The organism is Candidatus Omnitrophota bacterium (assembly GCA_040755155.1).
In the GTDB taxonomy this organism is placed as follows: Bacteria; Hinthialibacterota; Hinthialibacteria; order Hinthialibacterales; family Hinthialibacteraceae; genus JBFMBP01.
The window spans coordinates 1-20,853 of sequence record JBFMBP010000021.1 but is presented as its reverse complement, the minus strand read 5'-3'; the positions used below and the strand labels follow the sequence as shown (position 1 = coordinate 20,853).

The window sequence follows — 20,853 nt, the reverse complement described above, 5'->3', positions numbered from 1 at the left end:
TCATCGATGCGCTGATATCGGGCACGGCATCTATGACTGTAGGAGAAGCTTATCAAAAAGCCAAGCGTGAATACTGGCTCAACGAAAGCAACGGCCTAGCGGATTCGAATCTTAGTTTGGAGGAAGTAAAACAGAATATCAACGATGACGCGAAAGTGCTGTCGGGGATGATCCTGTACGGACTGCCGATGTTTAGGGTAACCTCCTGCGAAGCAGGCAAAGTCAATCCGCTATCGGAAAAAACTTACAAAAGCCCGTTCGCGATGAAGCCGATGAAAGTGGAGCCGAAAGCCGTAACTGGAAACCTCTTCCAAGTTCAACTGGGAGCCGCCCTGGAAGACAACTATATGAAAGAAAACCAAACCGGAGCCGGACGCTATTACGCCTTCAACGGCGTCACGCAAACGAACGTCAACGAACCTATCCAGCCAAGAATAGGCTTCTATACGGGAGCGGAAAGTTTCTTCCCCAAAGGAGCAGTGTTGGAATCGGCCAAATACGTCACGTTATCGAATTTCGATCCCGTCATAGAAGGCGGAGCATGGGGCGATGAAAATGTCAACGAAGGCGTTTTAGATAAGACAGGATATTTCCCCGCCATACCATTTACAGTAAACACTATTCCGCAGCAAGGCAGCATTCCACCGCTGCAAAAATTCGTCTTCATCGCGGGACAATACAATAAGGATAAACAAACGGAACGCTTGTATAAGGAAGTCAAGTACAGCACCTACTACACTGGAGAGAAAACGGATTCCATAACGCCTACTATCTCCGAACCGATTATGAAAACCGACAACGAGGCGCAAATCAGCGTTCAAGGCTGGGATAAAGACGGAAATGCGCTGTACCGCGTCATCCAAACCTATACGAACGGCGAAGGCGAATGGAAAGCGTTGGACATGGCGAAATTGGACGCCAATCCCAAAGAATGGCAAGCGCGCCTAGCCTATAATCCTAACCTGGAATTCTTCATCCAAGCCGTGGACGCTCTAGGCAACGTGAAATACTTGGACAACCAAGGTCAATACTACCAGCCCGCCCCGCCTACGAGCATTGATTTCTACACCTGGCTGAAATTATCGGTGGAAGGATTTTAACTTGCGATAACCATTATGAGAATGCAGGGGCAGCTGATGCCAGGCTGCCCCTGTTTTTCATTGGAAAATATTGATTAGATGTATGCTCCGCCGAGCGCATTCCAATACGCCGTTTTCATCCATTGGGCTTTGTGGATGATGGCTTAAGCAGATTGGCGCATTGAATTTTATTGGAGCCTTCGGCGTTTCCCCATTGATCTTTTCAGAATAGACGTAGAAATTTCCTGTTCCAAGTTTCGAAACATCTTGTCCGTAACCGCCCTTTTGTTGGATGAGTTCTTCGATCGTTTGAATGGCGGCGGGGGCATTGGCTTGGCCGTAAATTTGGTTTGAGCAGTTGGCTACGATATTATGATCGATGGATTTAGGGGCTTGGGTGGCGAAGATAAGTCCCAAGCCGTACTTTCTCGCTTGCGCCGCCAGACGGATCAGACTTTCTTTGCAAGAAGTCGATTTCCCTGATGGAGCAAAATCCCTAGCTTCGTCTATCGCAAGCAGTCCCTGCAAGGGTTTATCGGCAGAAGCCGGATTTTTCTTGATCCAAGTAAACAACGTCATCGCGAGTTGGTTTAAAAATTCCTGTTGACTTTCCATGCTAGGCAATCCAATAAAATTAATTACTGATATCCGGGTTTTTCCGTAAGGCGAAGCGAGGAGAATTTTGGGATCGAGAGGGCGATTGGCGGCTTTCATCAAGGGATTGGAAGCAATGGCGGCGCGCAGCTGATCGGCCATTTCCAATGCGAATTTCTGCGAATTTGAAATTCCCGCCCCCGCCTCTAGCGGAAGATCCGATAATAATTCAATAAAATCTTCCAACGATCCACATGAGTGATGGGCGAAATATCTCAAGGAGTCGGAGAGTATCCCTAACTTCTTTTGAGCGTTGGCGGACGCGCCGGAAGCAACTATTTCCTTAAGCGCGTCTTTAGCGAGATAAATGGCTTGGTTCAATTCGTCCGAATCGTTTTTGACGGCGGAAAAATCGGGAAGCGGCGACAAATAAAGGGGATTCCCCATTTCTCGGCCAGGCGTCCAGACAATGGTTTCGACGGATTGAAAATAACGTTCCGCCTTGCTGGCGTCTTCCCCTTTCCAATCGGGATGAGTTTGCGGCCAGGGCTGTCCGAGTCGCGCCAGATCGTTGGCGGCGTCAATGACAATGGAGGGGATTCCAACCAGAGCGGCTTCTTCAATCAGCCGCTTCATTAATACCGTCTTCCCCGAACCGGCGCCGGCTAGAATGACCGTATGTTTGGTCAATGATAGCAAATCCAGTTGAATCTCTTCCTGCAATTGGTTGCCAATCCAGCGGTTTCCAATCGGAATGCGTTTCGTTTCGGAGAGTGGATGCGATGGTGGTTGAGGTTGCGGCTGAGCAATGGTTTTTGCCGGTATGGAAGACGGAGATTGCGTGTCGGTTGGAGGCGTTTCGGTTTTATGTTTTTCTTCTTTCTTTGTTGCAAGGATTTTTCCTTTCAGCCAAGCAACGGCGTCTTCCATCAAAGATAATGTGGACATGGGAGTTTTACATTCCAGCCAAGGAGTAAAATCGGTGGGGAAATTTTTTTCTATTTCCATCAAAACCGAAATTATATGCAAATCGGAGAGCGAGGGTTTTATGAATTTTCCCTGATGTTCGAAAAATTCCTGAGTGAGTTGCTGCGTAACCGCGCCGCTGGGTGCATCTTTATCCCGAATCAACCGCAAGCAGCGAAAGGACAAATCGCGATCGATGCCCGCCGCCGCCATCGCCGCTTTCAAGCGGGCGCGATAGGAACTGGCGTTGGAACGAAGCAGAGCGCGGATGCAATAGTGCTCTTCCCGGTCGTTTTCGGTGCGATGCACGAGGCGTACGCGAGCGTGAAGTGGGGGATATTGCTTGCCGCTGGGAAAATCGCAATCCAAAACCGCGTCGATCGCATCGGGAATCGAAAATTCCTTTAGCAAAAAGCGATAGCCATTTTGCATAATATTGCCCAGTCGATTGTCTTCTTCGGCTTCATCCAGAAAATTATTGGAAAATGGGCTGCCTTTTAACGATTCGAAAGTTTGATTTAGTTCCTCGAATTGTACTTCGAGCGAATTCGGTTTTTCTACATGTAAGGAAGGATCGAACGATTCAATCTCCTTCACTTCGCCATTTTTGATCCATTCGCGGCGGCACTGATCGCATGCCTTTAAAATATCGCGAGGCGTTTTTCCAAGCAGGGTATTGAACGATCCAGATTTAAAAGGCCAGGTTGGATAGGGAGGGATAAAATTGTGTTTTAGATACGCACGATCCAAACGTTGCCGAATAATAGTTTCCGCAATAGCGCTTACATTTACATCCTTGAGTATTATAGGGATTTCATAACGATCCGTACTGGCTTGCAGGGCTTTATTTTTCAGAATATCCCAAGTACTAGGCAAACAAGTTAAGACAATCAAGGATCGCCAAGTTTGATCGCGGAGAGCGGATAGGCCCCTGGCGATTCCTTCAATGATGGCACGGGATTTTTTCTGTTCGTTATTCAAATTCGACTCGCCACTGGTTCCGCTAGATAAATGGTGTTGTGTTACAATGGCATCCAATTGATCCAATGCTAATACTGTCACTCCTCCTATACTCATGATCCAGGAAAGCGATTTGATTATATCCGTATAGTTGTGCGGATTTCGCATAAATCCATATTGGCCGTACTGTTCTTCATCCGAATTAAAACAGAAAAGATAGCTGTAGCCTACATCGGATAGGGCAGGATTTTTCGAATGAAAATAGATCAAAGCCCGAAAAACATCCTGATGTTTTTGCATGTCAATGGGCTGTTTGGTTCTCAATCGATGAATTAATTGCGTGGTTATTTTAATCAGTTCTTTCTCTGGAAGCCGCGACAATGTGGTAAGCGAAACGGACGAATAACCCAACCGTTCGAGGAAACGATCCAATACGGCTTCGTATTGCAAACGGCCTTCATGATAATTCCTTTGCAGTGATTCTATGAAGCCTAACAGAACCGTTTCTTCAAAATCGCTCACATCGGTCAAATCCACTAAAATAAACCATTGATTCTTTTGGAATGTTTTCTTCCGAATGGAACCTAGCAGGTGAGTTTTTCCTGAACCCGGCATACCATAAATGACTTTTCCTAATGGCGAGGAGTCATCTTTGGTTTGCACTAAATGATCGACAGCTTCCAAAAATCCTTCGCGAGTATCTTGATGCAATTCGGGAACATGCGGAACCGAATCGCTCCATACGTTTCGGAGTTGCAAAGTCCAATCGAAATCGACCGATTTGAGAACCGTGAGTTTGTTCATTTTACTCCTCGAAGAGTATAACGTGATTCACTCGCCCTGCTTCCAGCAACGCCGCTTCATCATCAGCGGGCGTTTTTTCCTGGGGGTCTTCTAAAGGAAATAGAAATATCTTTTCCGCGCGCTTAAGCTCGCGCAGCACTGCATCCAGAACAGCGCGCGGAACATCGGCGAGAACATCGCGCAGTTTAGCCAACCTCATTCGTATATGCGTTTGGTTATTTGTGAAATGAAAATAGGCGGAACGAATTCTGGACTTTAAGTCGGCAGATTCGCTGCCTTCCATCATATTCACGACGTGTGGCTTCTCAATTATTTCTTGATTTTCTGATTGAGGATGAAGGAAGTCATATAAAGACGAGTTTTTTTGTTGAATGTAATTCTTTAAATGCAGCAAAACGCAATGTAAAACGGGACCGGAAACAGGGGAACGATCCGATATTTTGGCGTCGAGGTTTTTGACCGCCCAATCCCACGCCGCGTCCGTCAAAACCACATGATTCACAGGCGTAGTCTTTTTCTTCGATTTTTTAGGCCGTTTTTCGTAATCGATCAAACCAGCCGTTTTAAGTTCCTCGCGGCGGCGGGCGTCCAGGTTTGGCTTCATTTCAGAAAAGCCAGGCTCGTAATTCATAAAAATCATTTTCCATAAAAGCAAAACTTGCAACGGATTGGGTGAAAAAGTCATTTCGGCATCCTCTCTACTATGGGATGTTCTTGGCAAAAGCGGACGACATCCCGGATTTTATCCATTGCTAATTCTACATCGCTAATCACTTCATCATGGTCCAACCGCAAGACGCGATATCCGCTTAGGATGAATTCGTAATCGCGCTGCCGGTCATTAAGAAAAGCCGCACGATGGCTGTGATATCGATATCCATCCACTTCGACGATGAGGCGCTCTTCACTCCAAAGCATATCGACAATGTAGTAATTGTTTCTAACGGTTTGAAGACGCTGGTTAAAGCCGAATAGGGAAGACAGTTCAGCATCATGCTGCATTCGTTTAGCCAACAGTTGTTCGCCTGGACTCAAAGGATGAGGGATTCCGATGATCGGCCAAACCGCCGATTTGTTTTCTGGAATGAATTCTTTTGGGGGAAGAGGAACGCCGATTTTCTCTAGCTCGATGGAACCAAGAATGGCGGATGACATTTCTGGATGATCGATGATTTCCCGATCGGCTATCAAAGCGATAGAGGCGTTTGTTTGCGATGCGATCCACTCCGCCGCTCGGATAAGCCCGTATAAACGCCCTTGCGCCGCTTGGATTCCCGCTAATTGAATGACGATCGTCAATCGGTCGGGATGAATCGCTTTAGCAAGGAATTTGGCTTGGAGCGCTTTTGGATAATGATCCGAATAAGGAGACGTTTCTTGATGGCAGGCTTCAATAGCGTCTTTGAGCCATTCCCTGGAGATATCAGTGTAAGTAGAAACGACTTCCTTAATATAGGATTCCATTGCATGATCGCGAGCCGCGACGTTGCGTTGGATTAAATTTATAGGATTGCTAACGTCAAACCAATGCGGCCAGATAGCCAAAGCGATTTTGGAAATTTCGCGGAGGAAATAATCAATCAATGGCTCGACGGGGGGAATAGACGCGCAATCGAGAACGATTACGCGATAATTCATTTCGGCGGCCGCTTGTTTTGCTTCCTCAAAATGCCAAGCCTCAGCGGGAATTGCAAAAACTTTTACTTCTCCCTTTGGAATGGAATCGAAAATTTTCGCGAGCATCGCCTACTCCGAATGATGTCGAAATCTTGTTCCAAATTATCATATAAAATTCTGCTAGATATGTAAATGTTGGAGATATAAAAATTCAGCGATAATAAGCCTACCAAAAAACTCGGTAATATAATACGTGGATAGATAAGCGTAGGAAAGCGTTTTCTTGAGCGATGAATTCGCGTTTAGGGAAAATGAATTGTGAGAACGGCGGATGAGTTTTACGGCTCAATCTTCATTTCAAGATGCATAATATATAATCAAAATTGCGCCTCATGTTGCGAAATAATGCGATCATCCAATAAACAATCATACCAAAAACAAAATTCTATATCTTGTGATTTTCAAATAGGTCGTAATAATCATAAATACCGATGAGAAATTCAAATAAATGGCTGACTGAAGCGGAATTATAATGGTTGAGCGCTTATACACGGCAAATCTAACGGGGAATCCGTTTTTATTGTTTGAAACGCGAGAAGTCGCTAAAGGAATGCTGAAGAAATTACATAAAGATGAAGCCTTGAAGGAAATCCTGGATTCGAACCTTTTTCAATATAAGAACGCCAAAAGCATTCTTAAACGATTTAATGCGATCTATAAAAGGCTCGGCAAACTGAATGATGACCTCCTGGTTAAGCTGGCAGAGGGGACGATTCAAGAAGCAAAAATAACGAACCTGTTCGTTATCGTTAGGGCGGATCGTTTGTTCCGTGAATTTTTTATCGAAGTCGTCGCTGAGAGAATAAAGGAACCTGCGCATAAATTGCGCGAACGAGATTTGAGATATTACTTTGAACAAAAGCGAGAGACGGTTTCAGAAGTTCAAAAATGGATGGATAAGACAATAAAAAAATTATATCAGGTCTACATACAGATTCTTTATCAATCTGGCATAATTGAAAACCGTAAGAATTTGGCGCTGCGAAAATTTTTCGTCAATGACGAATTCAAAAAAGCGCTCTTTTCTTCTTTTCCGCAAGAATGGATTGAATGCATAACGGTTTAGGGGATTGACAAAATGAATATCGATAAAAAACTCGACTTAATTTTTCCCAAAATCAGCGATCCCGGCTTTCTAAATAATAGGGGGTTGGGGAATGAGATCGGATTTTATATTTTTGATTATGTTCCCAAGGATGAAATGATCGTCCGGGAATATATCAGTATTCTGCTCGCCAAAATGAATAATCCCGCCGTCAATATAAAAACCATCGAAATCGATCTTTATGAAGCGATCCTGGAAATATTGGGGAGAAAGAAGATTTTGGAAAAAATTTCACCCGATGAAAAAAAATCTGGATTCGATTCCATCATTCGGCGGTTGAAGCCGATTCTCAAATCCGCCGCATTGGTCGAAATCATCAAAGAAAGGATTGCGGATGACGTTCGACTCGTTTTTCTCACGGGCGTTGGAAAATCCTTTCCCTTGTTGCGCTCTCATAATATTTTGAACAACCTTCACAACGTAATCATCAAGCAGCCTTTGTTGATGTTTTTCCCCGGCGAATACGACCAGCGGGAATTGAAATTGTTCGGCTTATTCAAAGACGATAATTATTACCGCGCCTTCCATCTCATCGATTAACGGAGAATCCGCCATGAAAATCTTCGACATGTTCGCCAAGCCAATTGAGCGAAATATCAAAGGCGTCATCACTATTGGTCATGAACAGGAGGACGAAATCCAGCAGGAGCTTTCCGAATACGTCATTACCAGAGAACTCAACAAACACTTTCACGATTTTTACGAATCGTTTACTCAATCGTTGGATGCGCCAACGGATAAAATGGGGGTTTGGATTTCGGGATTCTTCGGCTCTGGCAAATCGCACTTTTTGAAGATTTTATCTTATCTTTTGGAAAACCGTTGCGTCAAAGGAAAGAGCGCTCTCGATTATTTTAAGGAGAAGATTGAAGATCCCCTCCTTTACGGCGATATGGCGCGCTCGGCGTCGAAAGGGGATTTGGAGGTTATTATCTTCAACATCGATTCCAAAGCTTCGGCGGACAGCAAATCCAAAAAGGACGCCATCGTCGAAGTGTTCAATAAAGTATTCAACGAGCATCAAGGCTTAAGCGCGGAGATTTCCTGGCTGGCGGATATGGAACGTATCATGCGGAAAGAAGGAACCTACGATGGATTCAAGTCAACCTATCCGCAGATTTCGGGCCAATCCTGGGAAGAAGGCCGGGACGCTTTCTTTTACGATCGCGACAATATCGTTGAAGCGCTTTCCCAATCTACTCAAATGTCGAAAGAGTCAGCGGCAAAGTGGTTTGACGATGGCGAGAAGAGTTTCAGCCTAAGCATCGAAAAGTTCTGCAAGAACGTTAAAGAATACTGCGATGCCAAAAGTCCCAACCATAAAATCGTTTTCTTCGTGGACGAAGCCGGTCAGTACGTCGGCGACAATACCGACTTGATGCTGAATCTCCAAACCGTTACGGAAGATCTCGGCAAGCTGCTTCATGGCCGGGCCTGGATTATCGTCACCTCGCAAGAAGCCATCGACTCGCTTACGAAAGAGAGGGTCAAAGGCAACGATTTCTCGAAAATCATGGGGCGATTCGCCACCCGCTTGAATCTATCTTCCGCCAATACGGACGAAGTCATCAAGAAGCGTCTTTTGACAAAAAACAAAATCGCTGTAGAGACTCTTAAAATCTTTTATGGCGGCAAGAGCGCCATCGTCAAAAACTTGATTTCTTTCTCGACGAATACGGCGGAAATGAAAACCTACTCCACGGCGGAAGAATTCGCCGATCTCTATCCTTTTATTCCCTACCAGTTCGCTTTACTGCAAAAAGTATTCGAGCAGATTCGCCTTATGGGAGCGACGGGAAAGCATCTGTCCGAAGGCGAACGCTCCATGCTCAGCGCTTTTCAGTCTGCGGCCATATCCATTGGAGAAAAAGAAGAGGGGGCGCTCGTTCCTCTTTATGCTTTTTACGACGCCTTGGAAGCGTTTTTGGATTCGAATATTCGCCGCGTCTTTCTTCAAGCAAACGACAACGCTTATTTGAAGCCGCAGGATATCGATTTATTGAAAATCCTTTTCATGATTAAGTACGTGAAAGAGGTTCGGCCTAATATCGAAAACCTGACGACTCTATCGCTGGATCATATCGACGCGGACAAGATCGAACTCCGCAAACGAATTACGGATTCCTTGCAAAGGCTGAAAGCGGAAACGCTGATTAATCAAAATGGGGACGAGTACGCCTTTCTGACGCATGAAGAGCAGGACGTGAACCGGGAAATCAAACAGGTCGACGTAGACGAATCGGAAATCGCCGAGTACGTTTTGGAAGCCGTTTTCGATGAAATCTACAAAGAGAATAAATTCGTATACGACAAGAACCGCAATCCCTTTGAGTTCAACAAGAAAGTCGATAATCGAATCCGCGGAACGCAAATCAAAGAGATTACTTTTTGGGTGATTACGCCCAATCATAGCTGGCATGATATGGACCGGATGACGTTCCTGGCGAAGACGATCGAACTTGGAGATTTCGTCTTTCTCCGCCTGCCTTCGTCCGCCGCCTATCTCGATGAGATTGGTGCCGTCAAACGAATCGAGAAATATCTGCGCCAGAAAAGTTCCATGAGCAATCCCCCAGCGTTGCAAAACGTTTTGAATTCCAAAAGCGCCGAGGCGGAGCAAGCGAAACAGCGCATTAAAATAGAAATCGAAGACGCCGTCAAAAACGCGGAAATCTTTTCCGGCGGCCAGGTTATTCCTTGTTCCGCTAAATCCTCCAAAGACGTTATGTTGTTCGCTCTGCAAAACTTAGTGCAAAATATCTACAAATATTTCCATTATATCACATTGCCTATCGGCAATCCCAGCGATGTTTCGCGCATCCTGCAAGCGAACGACATCGAAGAAAACGCCTTTTTCGATATGCAAAGCAACCGGCTGGCGCTGGATGAAGTGGAACGGTTCATCGAAACCGAAAACCGCATGAACCATCAAATCACCCTTAAAATCCTGCAAAATAAATTCACGCGCAAACCCTTCGGCTGGGGCGAATTGGATATTGCGGGACTGGCGGCGCGGCTGATCGTGATGAAAAAAATTACGCCCCGCTGCGGCGGCGAAATAAAGGATCGCAAGGATAAAACGCTGTACGATTATCTCGTCAAAGCTTCCCATGCGGATAATACGGTCTTCACTTTGCGGGAAGCGGTGGATTCGCTCCTCAAGGAAAAGGTGAAGAAAATCGTCAAGGAATTGACGGGTCAAGCCAGTTATCCGCAAGACGAAGACGAATTGGCCGCCGAAATCCGCGCCCTGCTGGATCGCCATTTGAAATATATCCAAGGTTTGCGGGAGCATTATCGGAAGCAGAAACATCCCTATCCGGGAAGAGACGTCGTCGATAAAGACGCCGCCTTATTGGAAAGCCTTCTCGCCGTCAAAGAGAACAAGCCGTTCTTTGAGCAAATTCAAAACCGGGAGAGCGATCTTCTCGGCCTCCATGACGATTTGCAGCCCGTTCTCGGCTTCTTCGCCAACCAGGTGGAGATATTCGATAAGGCTTCGGCGCAGTTGAGCCGCTTCGAGCGCAACCGGCTTTATCTGAGCGAGGAATCCAAAGCCAAACTGGATCGAATCAAGTCCATTTTGCTTTCTCCCCAACCCTACAGCCAGGTTAAGGATATCCCCTCGCTGATGGAGGCTGTCGAGAAGGATTATAAGAGCCAGCTCGCTAAACAAATTTCCGAAAAGAAAGAATTGTTAGCGTTGCAGAGAGCCGTCGTTGCCGATGGATTGTTCAACCATCAGGTGGCTGAATCGCTTCATGCGGAATTTTTAAAGCCTTTTGACGATTTAGCGGCGGAATTGGAGCAATACCAGGATTGCAATCAGGCGGCGGCGGTCGAAGGACACTTAGAAATGATGGTCGATCGGGCGCTCAAGAAAATGGAAGAACTGGATGGGGATGGGGATGATGATGAAGATAATAATGCTCCCGCCATCCAAAACGTACCGCTGAAATCGCTGGTCGCCGGATCGAAGACAATCCGCAGCCAGGAAGAACTCGATCGGTGGCTTGGCGAGGTGCGCATGGAATTGGAAGATATTTTGAAAGACAATAAGGAAATCAGGCTTTACTAGGTGAAGGGCAAGGAAATTTTGTTTTATTAACTCATGTTACGCGCGATGAAAAGTTAGAGAAGTCAATTATGATTATCGTCGCATCGAACCACGAAAACACGAAATAAAAAAGAAAACCTCAAAAAAAACAGGATAGCAGTTTGACGAAAGGGATCGCGCCATGAAAAGGTTTTTTCCGTGGAATTTAAAAGAATCCATGATATCCGTGATTCGAAAATTTCGTGGAATTCGAGCCTTTTCGCGTTTTCGTGATTCAAACAACGATAGAAATAGATCCCTTTAGTCTTTCATCGCGCTAGCATTATTATTGAGTAGGCGTCCATGAATAAAAAATCCATCGAGAAATTCGCCATCAACGCCCGTCTTCAATTGCTGGAACAAGTCAGCCAGCGGGCGGCGTTTTATGGCGTCTGCAAGGCGAAAATTTACGAGATTGAGCAGGAATCGTCCGACGGCGCCGTCATTCAGGGCAAAGTGCACAGCAAGGCGATCAAAGAGCAGCGGCACAGGCTGATCGAGCGGATTCAATCTCAAGGCTTCGACGCCGCGATGGAGGAGATCGCCTATACCTGGTTCAACCGCTTCATCGCTTTGCGCTTCATGGAGGTCAACGATTATCTCGGCCTGCGGGCGTTTTCTTCGCGCGATCACGAAAAGAGGCAGCCCGATTTGCTGACTCATGCGCTGGAGGCGGACCTGCCCATCGATAAGAACGAGGTCTACCGGCTGCAACAGGCGCATAAGGACGAGGAACTCTACAAACTCCTGCTCATCGCCCAATGCAACGCTCTGCATCGGCAGCTTCCCTTTCTCTTCGAGCGCGTCGCCGATTATTCCGAACTGCTGTTTCCCTCCAACCTGCTCTTCACGGGTTCGGCGGCGCAGCGCTTGGTGGAGGAAATCCCCGAAGAGGATTGGCGGGAAGTGGAGATTATCGGGTGGCTGTATCAATATTACATTTCCGAGAAGAAAGACGAGGCCATTAAGGCCAAGAAGAAATACCGCAACGATCAGATACCCGTCGTCACGCAGTTATTCACTCCCAAATGGCTGGTGCAATATATGGTGGATAACAGTTTGGGCAGAGCCTGGCTGGAAGCCCATCCGTCATCGCAACTAGCCGCAAAGATGGAATATTACATCCCGCCTAGAGAGGACGCCTCCGCGAAAAAGATTCTGCAAGGCGTCAAGCCTGAGGAGATCGCTTTCTTCGATCCCGCTTGCGGATCGGGGCATATTCTGGTTTACGCTTTCGATCTGCTTTATGAAATCTACTTGGAGCAAGGGTACGACAAGCGGGAGATTCCTCAACTCATTTTGGAAAAAAACCTGTTCGGGCTGGATATCGACGAACGGGCGATTCAATTGGCTTGCTTCGCCTTGATGATGAAGGCAAGGAGCAAGTCGCGGAGGATTTTGGAGGAAAACATCCATCTCAACGTGCTGGCGTTCGCAGACTCGCAAGGGATCGAAACGTTCGAAGTCGCTTACACCCAGTTGATCGGCGATTTTCGTTACGGTAAAGTCTATGGTTCCCTTATTCAGCCGCAGCAGAATTATGCAGGCTCGCTTTTAGATCAGCCCGAATTCGTTACTGGCGCCGACGACATGTTTACGGATTATTCCAAGCCCCGCTTGGATTATCTGATGAAACTATCCGAGTTACTGAAAAAGAAATATCACTTCGCCGTTACCAACCCGCCTTATATCGGCGGCAAATATATGAACGATCTATTGGGGGATTTTCTTAAGAAAAATTACCCGAATACGAAATCGGATATGTTCGCCGCGTTTACGGAACGGGCGTTTTCTTTCGTTAAAGAAGGCGGGTATATCGGGCTGGTTACGCCTTTCGTGTGGATGTTTATCCAATCTTACGAATGGTTGAGGAAACATATTGTCGAACATAGTTCTATCATAAGCCTGGTAAAGCCCGAATATCATTTCTTTTTCGATTCGGCTTTTGTTCCATTGGTTTCGTTCATTCTGAAGAAATCCAAGGATGATTTGCAGGGAGAATTTTTCGATCTTTCTCATGTACGATCTTATGACGAGCATATAGCGGCGTTCAATGAAGCCATCCAAAACCCCGCCGTCAAATACCGCTATTCCGCCCGCACCTCCGACTTCCAAAAAATCCCCGGCTCCCCCATCGCCTATTGGGTCAGCGACAAAGTTCGGGAGATTTTCCAAAACTCGCAGAAAATTGGGGATGTGGCGGAACCAAGACAAGGGTTAGCTACAGCTGATAATGATCGTTTCTTGCGTTTATGGTTTGAGGTTTGTATTAACAATATCGGTTTTGGTTTTGGCTCACGCGAGAAAGCCAAAGTAAGCGGTTTGAAATGGTTTCCTTTAAATAAAGGCGGTGATTATAGGCGATGGTATGGCAATAATGAATTTGTTGTGAATTGGAAAAATGATGGAGATGAACTTTGTAAATTCAAACCAAAAGCGGTAATAAGAAATACTAAATATTATTTTCAAGAAGGTTTAACATGGTCAGAAATTACTGTTTCTTTATTTCATATAAGATTATCAAATAAGGGGTTTATATTTGATACTGTAGGGCAGAGTATTTTTACAAAGAAAATTGATTTATACTTAATTCTTTCTTATATGAATTCAAAAGTATTTCAAAAATTTATTCATTTGCTTTCTCCTACAATGCATTTTGGTAATGGAAGTGTTTCAAAAGTACCTATTATCGAAATTGAAGAAAAAGAGTTTATTATTGAAATTACTAAAAATAATGTAAATTACTCCCAAACCGACTGGGATTCCTTCGAAACTTCCTGGGATTTCGCTGCGCATCCCTTCTTGAAGCATAAAGAAGACGGTTCGATGCAAAAGGCGTATGAGAATTGGGCGTCGTTCGCCGAGAAACAGTTCCAGCAACTGAAAGCCAACGAGGAGGAACTCAACCGCATCTTTATCGATATCTACGGCTTGCAGGACGAGCTGACGCCGGACGTTCCCGACGAGGAGATCACCATCCGCAAAGCCAACCGGGAGCGGGACGTAAAGTCGTTCCTCTCCTACGCCGTGGGCTGCATGTTGGGGCGCTATTCCCTCGGCCAGGAAGGTCTCGCCTACGCGGGCGGCGAGTTCGATCCTGGCAAGTATAAAACCTTCCCTGCCGATATGGATAACATCATCCCCATCCTCGACGCCGATTATTTCGAAGACGATATCGTGGGGCGGTTTGCGAAGTTTCTCAAAGCGGCCTTCGGCTCAGAATCCTTTCACGAAAACCTGCAATTCATCGCCGCCGCGCTGGGACAGAAGAATAACGAAACGCCGATGGAATGCGTCCGCCGCTATTTCGTCAACCAGTTTTATAAAGACCACGTTCAGACCTACAAAAAGCGCCCCATCTATTGGCTGTTCACGTCCGGCAAACTGAAAGCCTTCAACGCGCTGGTTTACATGCACCGCTATGATGCGTCCACCCTCTCGCGGATGCGCACCGATTACCTGCACGAACTGCAAGGCAAGATCGAAATCCGCTTGCAGCAATTGGAAGGAACGGCCAACGGCGGCCAAGAGAACGCCAAAAGTCCCCGCGAAAAACAAGCCGCCCAAAAAGAAATCGCCCGCTTGAGAAAACAGCAGGAAGAGATGCGCCAATACGATGAAAAACTGCGCCATCACGCCGACAGGCGAATCGAGATCGACCTCGACGACGGCGTCGCCGTCAACTACGCCAAATTCGAGGAATTGACGGCTAAAATATAACCATTTCAAGAAAACATGAAATACGGCTGTACGTTTTACGTAAAGCGTAATATAATGGAATATGATCCAATCGTACAAAGACAAAGAGACGCAGCAGTTTTTCGCTGGAAAAGAGGTGCGGAAATTCCGCTCGGTGGATCGCGCATTGGCGTACAAGCGGCATGATTATTTAAACGCCGCTCATAGTTTATCGGATATCCCTCCTCTAAAAAGTTTCCATTTGCACCCATTGACTGGAAATCGAAAAGGACAATGGGCAATTTCATTGAACGGACCTTGGCGGCTATGCTTTGAATTCAAAGAAGGAAACGCCTATAACGTCGAGATTGTCGATTACCACTCATGAAACGAGGCGAAACAATGAATCGCATACCAACCCACCCCGGCGAGATATTGAAGGACGAACTGGAAGCGCGAAACATGAGCATGAACCGGCTCGCCAAAGAATTGAACGTTCCGGCGGGCCGCATTAGCCAGATTATGTCGGGCAAGCGCGCGATCACGCCCGATACGGCGATCCGATTGGCGAATTATTTAGGGACGTCCGCCGAAGTTTGGATGAATCTGCAAACGCAATACGATCTGGCGCTAGCGCGGCGAAAATTGGAAGACGAATTAAAAATCGCATCCTGACTTTAGGCATGGAAGAAATTCGTAGGGTGGGCTCAAAGCAAAGCGTAGCCCACCAGTTTGATTAATCCCTTCGAGGGATTTTAGGTTCACTTAAATCAACCCTCACCTAACCTCTCCCAATCGTGGGAGAGGAATGGGATAAGCGCCATATTCGAAGGGAATTTGTCTAATATCATGAATCTCGACAAAATCAGCGAAGCGCTGGCGAAACGTTTTCAAGCCCCTCTGCCGCCGTCCTACAAGCGCCGCATTCTATTTTGGTACGACGACGAAGGCGAATTTCGGGATGATTTGGATAAAATCGACTTCGGTTCCGCCAAACTCTTGATTATCGATAACAATTATTTCGAAATCAAATACACACTGGAAGTCAAAGATGCGCATTCCCATTACGTCGTCTATTCCCCCGCTCCCAAACCGGAAAACAGTCAGAATTGGCTGATCGATATTCTGCTCTACTCGGAAAAATTCCACGCCGACCGCGCCTCCATCGTAATGGGGGAATTGAAAATCGAAAATTTAGAGCTGAAGAGCGTTATCCACGAGAACATCTCCTTCTTCGACAACAAAGCCCGATGGCAGGCGCTGAAGGATTTGGATGCGCCGTTAACCAGCGAGCGGGAAATTCAATTGGCGATGATGGCGGTAGTATGCCGATGCAAGATCGCCAATTTCGAATCCATCCTCTTTTCCGTCTTCCTGGATAAAATCGACGAAGAGGAAAACGAGCGCTTTCTGCAGATCGCCAAACATCCGGGCGATAAAGTCTTTTGGCAATTCGTAAAAGAATACCTGGGCTGCGAATCCGAATCCCCCACGCTGAAGCAACTCTTTTCCAGCCTGCTTCTGACCGTCGCCGCTGCGCAATTGAAACGAAAGGAACCCAGCGGCTGGACGCATTTTATGCTTCCCAAACGCAACAACGCCCGCGTGCTGATGGATAATTGGAAAAATCACAAAGAACACGCGGCGCTCTACGATTATCTGTCCGAGCAAATTTTCCACGAATTGGAATTGCAGAAGCAGATGGAGGGCTGGCCGCCCGAAGATTGCCTGGAAGTCGATGCGTTTCCCATTTTCGATAAGATTGTCATCCGGGGAATCGTCAACGGGCTGCGGGATGACAAAGAAGATTACGTGACCTGGCTTTCCTGGAGCGCCGTCCGCAAGACCGGGCATTGGCATGGCATGTTCGCCGACATTTACATGGCGCTCGAAGCGGCGATTAACCTTTTCCGATTCAAGCGGCGGTTTACGGGTGCGTTTCCCCAATTATCCCTCGCCGAGACGATGGAGCGTTACGCCGCCGATTACTATCAAGCCGATCAGTTGTATCGTCATTTTTACAAATATTACGACAATGTAACCAATGACATTCTAAAAGACCTAGCCCCCAAAATAGATAACTTATATTGCAACTGGTTTTTGGAAAATCTTACTTGCATTTGGTCGGACGCCGCCGCGGAGAATATGACTAAAAAGTGGTCGATCGATGGAGTGCGTCCGCAAAGGGAATTTTATCGTTTCTATATCAAAAATAATGTCCTGGAAAAAAACGATCGGGAGAAGATTTTCGTCATCATATCGGATGCGCTGCGCTTCGAAATTGCTAAAGAGTTGGAAACGGAGCTGTTAAAAGAACTGCGGGGAGAGACTACGCTAGAATATATGCTGGGCAGCATACCCTCCATGACGGCGTTGGGGATGGCTACGCTGCTGCCTCATAAAACCACAACGTTCGAAGAAAATGGGAAAATCTACGTGGATGGGATTGACAGCAGTTCAACGTCCAACCGCGATGCCATCCTCAAAAAAGCTTACCCCAACTCGGCGGCGATGAAGTTGAACGATCTTCTATCCGCTTCCAAAGAGGAGGCCAGGGAACTTGTACGAGACTGCCGCGTTGTTTACGTCTATCACAACGTCATCGACGCGATGGGCGAGAAACCCGAAACGGAAATGAAACTTTTCGGCGTGGCGGATAACGCCATTCGCGAAATCGTGGATGCCGTCCGGAAAATCGTCAACTCCTTGAATACGACCAACGTCATCGTAACCGCCGATCACGGCTTTCTCTTTCAAAAAAGTCAAATCAACGAGAGCGATAAAATCGAAAAGGCGGGTATCATCGGCCTCATCGGCAATCGGCGCTATTTGCTGGCCGAAAAAGGCGTTCCCGTCGATGGCGCAATGCAAATCCCAATGACTTACATTTTCGGAGCCGATTCGAATCTTGTTGCCTATACGCCTCGAGGGAATATTCGCTTCAAGCATCCGGGCGGAATTCATTACGTACACGGCGGCGCATCATTGCAGGAAATCGTCATCCCTGTTTTGCAGTATGCTCACGCCCGCAAAGAATCGCGCAAAGCGAAAGAAGCCCGCAAGGTGGACGTAACATTGACTAATACAACCAAAAAAATCACCAATAATATTTTTACGTTGAATTTTTTCCAAAACGAAAAAGTATCGCTAAAAATGCTGCCAAGAACATTAAGTCTCTCGTTATGGGGTATGGGGGATAAGGAAAAACAAGTATCGACCGAAGAGTCAATCATTGCGGATCGCGATTCGGATCGCGCCGAAGAAAGAACCTTCGCCATACGCCTCAAATTATTGAGCGGCGTCCCTAACGGAAATTATGTCTTGCGTTTATTCGATAAAGAAACGCTGATGGAATATCAAACCATTCCCTTTGAGGTCAATGTAGGGATTGCGAGCGATTTCGACGACTTTTAAGGAACGCCAATGGATGCGCTAGATCAAAAACTCAATCAACATTTTCCCGGACGAGTCGTTCGCAAAGACCTCACGAAATTGTTAAAGCAATACAACAACGTCCCTGTTTACGTATTGGAATATTTGTTGGGCATGTACTGCGCCACCGATGACGACGAGAATATTCAAGCGGGGCTTGAAAAAGTTAAATCCATTCTCTCCGACAACTACATTCGCCCCGATGAAGCCGAAAAAGTCAAGTCGAAAATCCGCGAAACCGGACGCTACTCCGTCATCGATCATCTTTCCGTGCGGTTGAACGAAAAAAGGGATGTTTACGAAGCGGCGTTTTCCAATTTGGGATTAACGGGCGTCAAAGTCTCGCCCGACTATATCCGCCGATTCGAAAAACTGCTGGGCGGGGGCATTTGGTGCATCCTGCAAATGGAATATTTTGTGGATGAAGACGATAAAAACTCCAGCCCGTTCGTCATCCAAAATCTTAAACCGATTCAAATGCCCAACATGGATATCCATGAGATATTCGAAGGGCGCAAGGCGTTTACGAAAGAAGAATGGATAGATGCGCTGATCCGTTCTACGGGAATGGAGCCGTCAAAGCTAGAACTAAAAGTGAAATGGCACATGTTAGCCCGCTTGATTCCCCTCGTGGAAAACAATTACAACCTCTGCGAGTTAGGGCCGCGCGGTACGGGCAAATCACACGTTTATAAAGAACTTTCCCCCAATTCCATCCTAATATCGGGTGGTCAAACTACTGTCGCCAACCTTTTTTATAACATGGCGAATCGTTCCATCGGTTTGGTGGGATTATGGGACGCCGTAGCATTCGACGAAGTGGCGGGGATAACATTCAAAGACAAAGACGGCGTCCAAATCATGAAGGATTACATGTCTTCCGGTTCGTTCGCCCGAGGAAAAGAAGAAAAATACACCAAAGCTTCTTTGGTGTTTGTAGGCAATATCAATCAGTCGCTGGAATCATTATTGGCGACATCCCACCTTTTCGCTCCGTTTCCTGAAGCGATGAACAACGATAGCGCCTTCTTCGACCGGATGCACTATTATCTTCCAGGCTGGGAAGTGCCCAAGATGAGGCCGGAATTCCTCACGGATTCGTATGGCTTCATCGTCGATTACATGGCGGAATACTTTCGAGAAATGCGGAAACGGAATTTCTCCGATGTCATTCGCCAATATTTCTCAATGGGTAAAGATTTGAATCAGCGAGATATTATCGCCGTAAATAAAACCTTTTCTGGATTGATGAAATTAATTTTCCCATCGGGAGAATGCGCTAAAGAAGAGGCGAAAGAACTATTGGAATACGCCTTAGTGGGACGAAGGCGAGTAAAGGAACAACTGAAAAAAATTCAAGGCATGGAATTTTTCGATGTAAATTTCTCGTATATTGAGAATGAAAACCAAGAAGAGTATTATGTATCCGTACCGGAAATGGGCGGCGATAAATTGATACCCGAAGGCGAAGGGAAACCTGGACATCTATTCGGCGCTTTTGCAGGAGATGCGGGACGGATCGGGATTTATAAATTGGAATTACAAGTCATTAAAGGATCGGGCAAATACGAAAAATCGGGGCTGGGATCGAGCAGCAAAGCGAAAGAATCTATCGAAATCGCTTTTAATTATTTTAAAGCCAACGCCAAAAATGTAAGTACTCAGATCAGCGTCAAAGAACGGGACTACCATTTGAATGTCCAAGATTTACAGGGCGTTGGTCCAAGTTCAAGTCTCACCCTTATCGCCTTTGCGACGCTCTGTTCGGGAGCGCTCCATTTGCCAGTTCAAGAATCGATGGTCATCCTCGGCTCGATGTCTATTGGCGGAACCATCGTCAAAGCGCATAATCTGGCGGATGCGCTGCAAGTTTGTCACGACGCCGGAGCCAAACGCATCCTGCTGCCCATGAGCAACGCTGGAGATATCAATACCGTCCCGCCCGAATTGTTTTCCAAATTCCAAATCAACTTTTATAACTCGCCGGAAGACGCCGTAAGGAAAGCCGTGGGGAGATTTTAGGTTTTTCCAAAGATTTTTTTTGTAAGTATTTCGATCAAATATACTTTTTTCACTATAAAACAAGGGGCAGCTTTATGTAAGCCGCCCCTGCCTTTCCATAACATTCTTAGCCAATTAATATCCTTCCACCGATAATTTCAGCCAAGTATAGAAATCGATACTCGTGGGCGGGGCGGGTTTGTAGTATTGGCCTTGGTTGTCAAGGTATTTCACATTGCCTAGAGCATCTACCGCCTGGATGAAGAATTCCATATTTGGATTGTAGGCTAGGCGCGCTTGCCATTCTTTCGGATTAGCGTTAGACTTCGTCATGTCGTAACAGGTCAGCCGCCTGAAGTAAGAAGAGTCGTCGAAAAATAATTGATTGTATAATTTCCCCCTTTACAAATTTCCTTATCCCATCTATGACTATCAATATAGTATACACATTGAATTGTAGT

The 20,853-nt window shown here is 46.3% G+C and carries 13 protein-coding genes; 9 read left to right on the top strand and 4 right to left on the bottom strand.

Annotation, left to right across the window (positions count from 1 at the left end):
* Window positions 1-1,100 (top strand): hypothetical protein (locus tag AB1656_02425; protein MEW6234219.1); only part of this gene is annotated, 1,100 nt, incomplete at its 5' end.
* Between the two features lie 57 nt (window positions 1,101-1,157).
* Here the strand turns inward: AB1656_02425 and AB1656_02420 are convergent.
* From AB1656_02420 to AB1656_02410, 3 genes are read right to left on the bottom strand one after another with little or no spacing between them, the layout of a single operon-like run.
* Complete coding sequence (locus AB1656_02420) at window positions 1,158-4,403, bottom strand: ATP-binding protein (GenBank protein ID MEW6234218.1); 3,246 nt, start codon at window positions 4,401-4,403, stop codon at window positions 1,158-1,160.
* Between the two features lies 1 nt (window position 4,404).
* Window positions 4,405-5,088, bottom strand: a complete 684-nt coding sequence (locus tag AB1656_02415) for a hypothetical protein (protein MEW6234217.1) — start codon at window positions 5,086-5,088, stop codon at window positions 4,405-4,407.
* A complete protein-coding gene (locus AB1656_02410; protein ID MEW6234216.1) occupies window positions 5,085-6,146 on the bottom strand; it encodes a DUF559 domain-containing protein in 1,062 nt (353 codons plus the stop codon). Before AB1656_02410 ends, AB1656_02415 begins: the two co-directional genes overlap by 4 nt.
* Window positions 6,147-6,552: 406 nt before the next feature.
* Here AB1656_02410 and AB1656_02405 point away from each other — a divergent pair, with 406 nt between their 5' ends.
* The 8 genes from AB1656_02405 to brxL all read left to right on the top strand — a co-directional run bounded on the left by AB1656_02405 (window position 6,553) and on the right by brxL (window position 20,413).
* Complete coding sequence (locus AB1656_02405) at window positions 6,553-7,146, top strand: DUF1819 family protein (protein ID MEW6234215.1); 594 nt, start codon at window positions 6,553-6,555, stop codon at window positions 7,144-7,146.
* Between the two features lie 12 nt (window positions 7,147-7,158).
* The gene (locus tag AB1656_02400; protein ID MEW6234214.1) at window positions 7,159-7,725 is read left to right on the top strand and encodes a DUF1788 domain-containing protein; all 567 of its coding nucleotides are present in this window, start codon (window positions 7,159-7,161) and stop codon (window positions 7,723-7,725) included.
* Between the two features lie 13 nt (window positions 7,726-7,738).
* Window positions 7,739-11,263 carry a BREX system P-loop protein BrxC gene (gene brxC, locus AB1656_02395; GenBank protein MEW6234213.1) on the top strand — a complete coding sequence of 1,175 codons (3,525 nt, stop codon included), beginning with the start codon at window positions 7,739-7,741 and terminating at the stop codon, window positions 11,261-11,263.
* A 321-nt stretch (window positions 11,264-11,584) separates the two neighbouring features.
* Window positions 11,585-15,001: a BREX-1 system adenine-specific DNA-methyltransferase PglX gene (gene pglX, locus AB1656_02390; GenBank protein MEW6234212.1), complete on the top strand. Its 3,417-nt coding sequence runs from the start codon at window positions 11,585-11,587 to the stop codon at window positions 14,999-15,001.
* Between the two features lie 61 nt (window positions 15,002-15,062).
* Window positions 15,063-15,347: a type II toxin-antitoxin system RelE/ParE family toxin gene (locus AB1656_02385; GenBank protein ID MEW6234211.1), complete on the top strand. Its 285-nt coding sequence runs from the start codon at window positions 15,063-15,065 to the stop codon at window positions 15,345-15,347.
* Window positions 15,348-15,361: 14 nt separating this feature from the next.
* Window positions 15,362-15,634 (top strand): HigA family addiction module antitoxin, encoded by a 273-nt coding sequence (locus tag AB1656_02380; protein ID MEW6234210.1) that lies wholly within the window; start codon window positions 15,362-15,364, stop codon window positions 15,632-15,634.
* A 174-nt stretch (window positions 15,635-15,808) separates the two neighbouring features.
* Window positions 15,809-18,373, top strand: a complete 2,565-nt coding sequence (pglZ, locus tag AB1656_02375; protein MEW6234209.1) for a BREX-1 system phosphatase PglZ type A — start codon at window positions 15,809-15,811, stop codon at window positions 18,371-18,373.
* Window positions 18,374-18,382: 9 nt separating this feature from the next.
* Window positions 18,383-20,413, top strand: a complete 2,031-nt coding sequence (gene brxL, locus AB1656_02370; GenBank protein ID MEW6234208.1) for a protease Lon-related BREX system protein BrxL — start codon at window positions 18,383-18,385, stop codon at window positions 20,411-20,413.
* Between the two features lie 114 nt (window positions 20,414-20,527).
* Here brxL and AB1656_02365 read toward each other — a convergent pair whose 3' ends face one another.
* Window positions 20,528-20,725: a hypothetical protein gene (locus AB1656_02365; protein MEW6234207.1), complete on the bottom strand. Its 198-nt coding sequence runs from the start codon at window positions 20,723-20,725 to the stop codon at window positions 20,528-20,530.
* Between the last annotated feature and the right edge of the window lie 128 nt (window positions 20,726-20,853).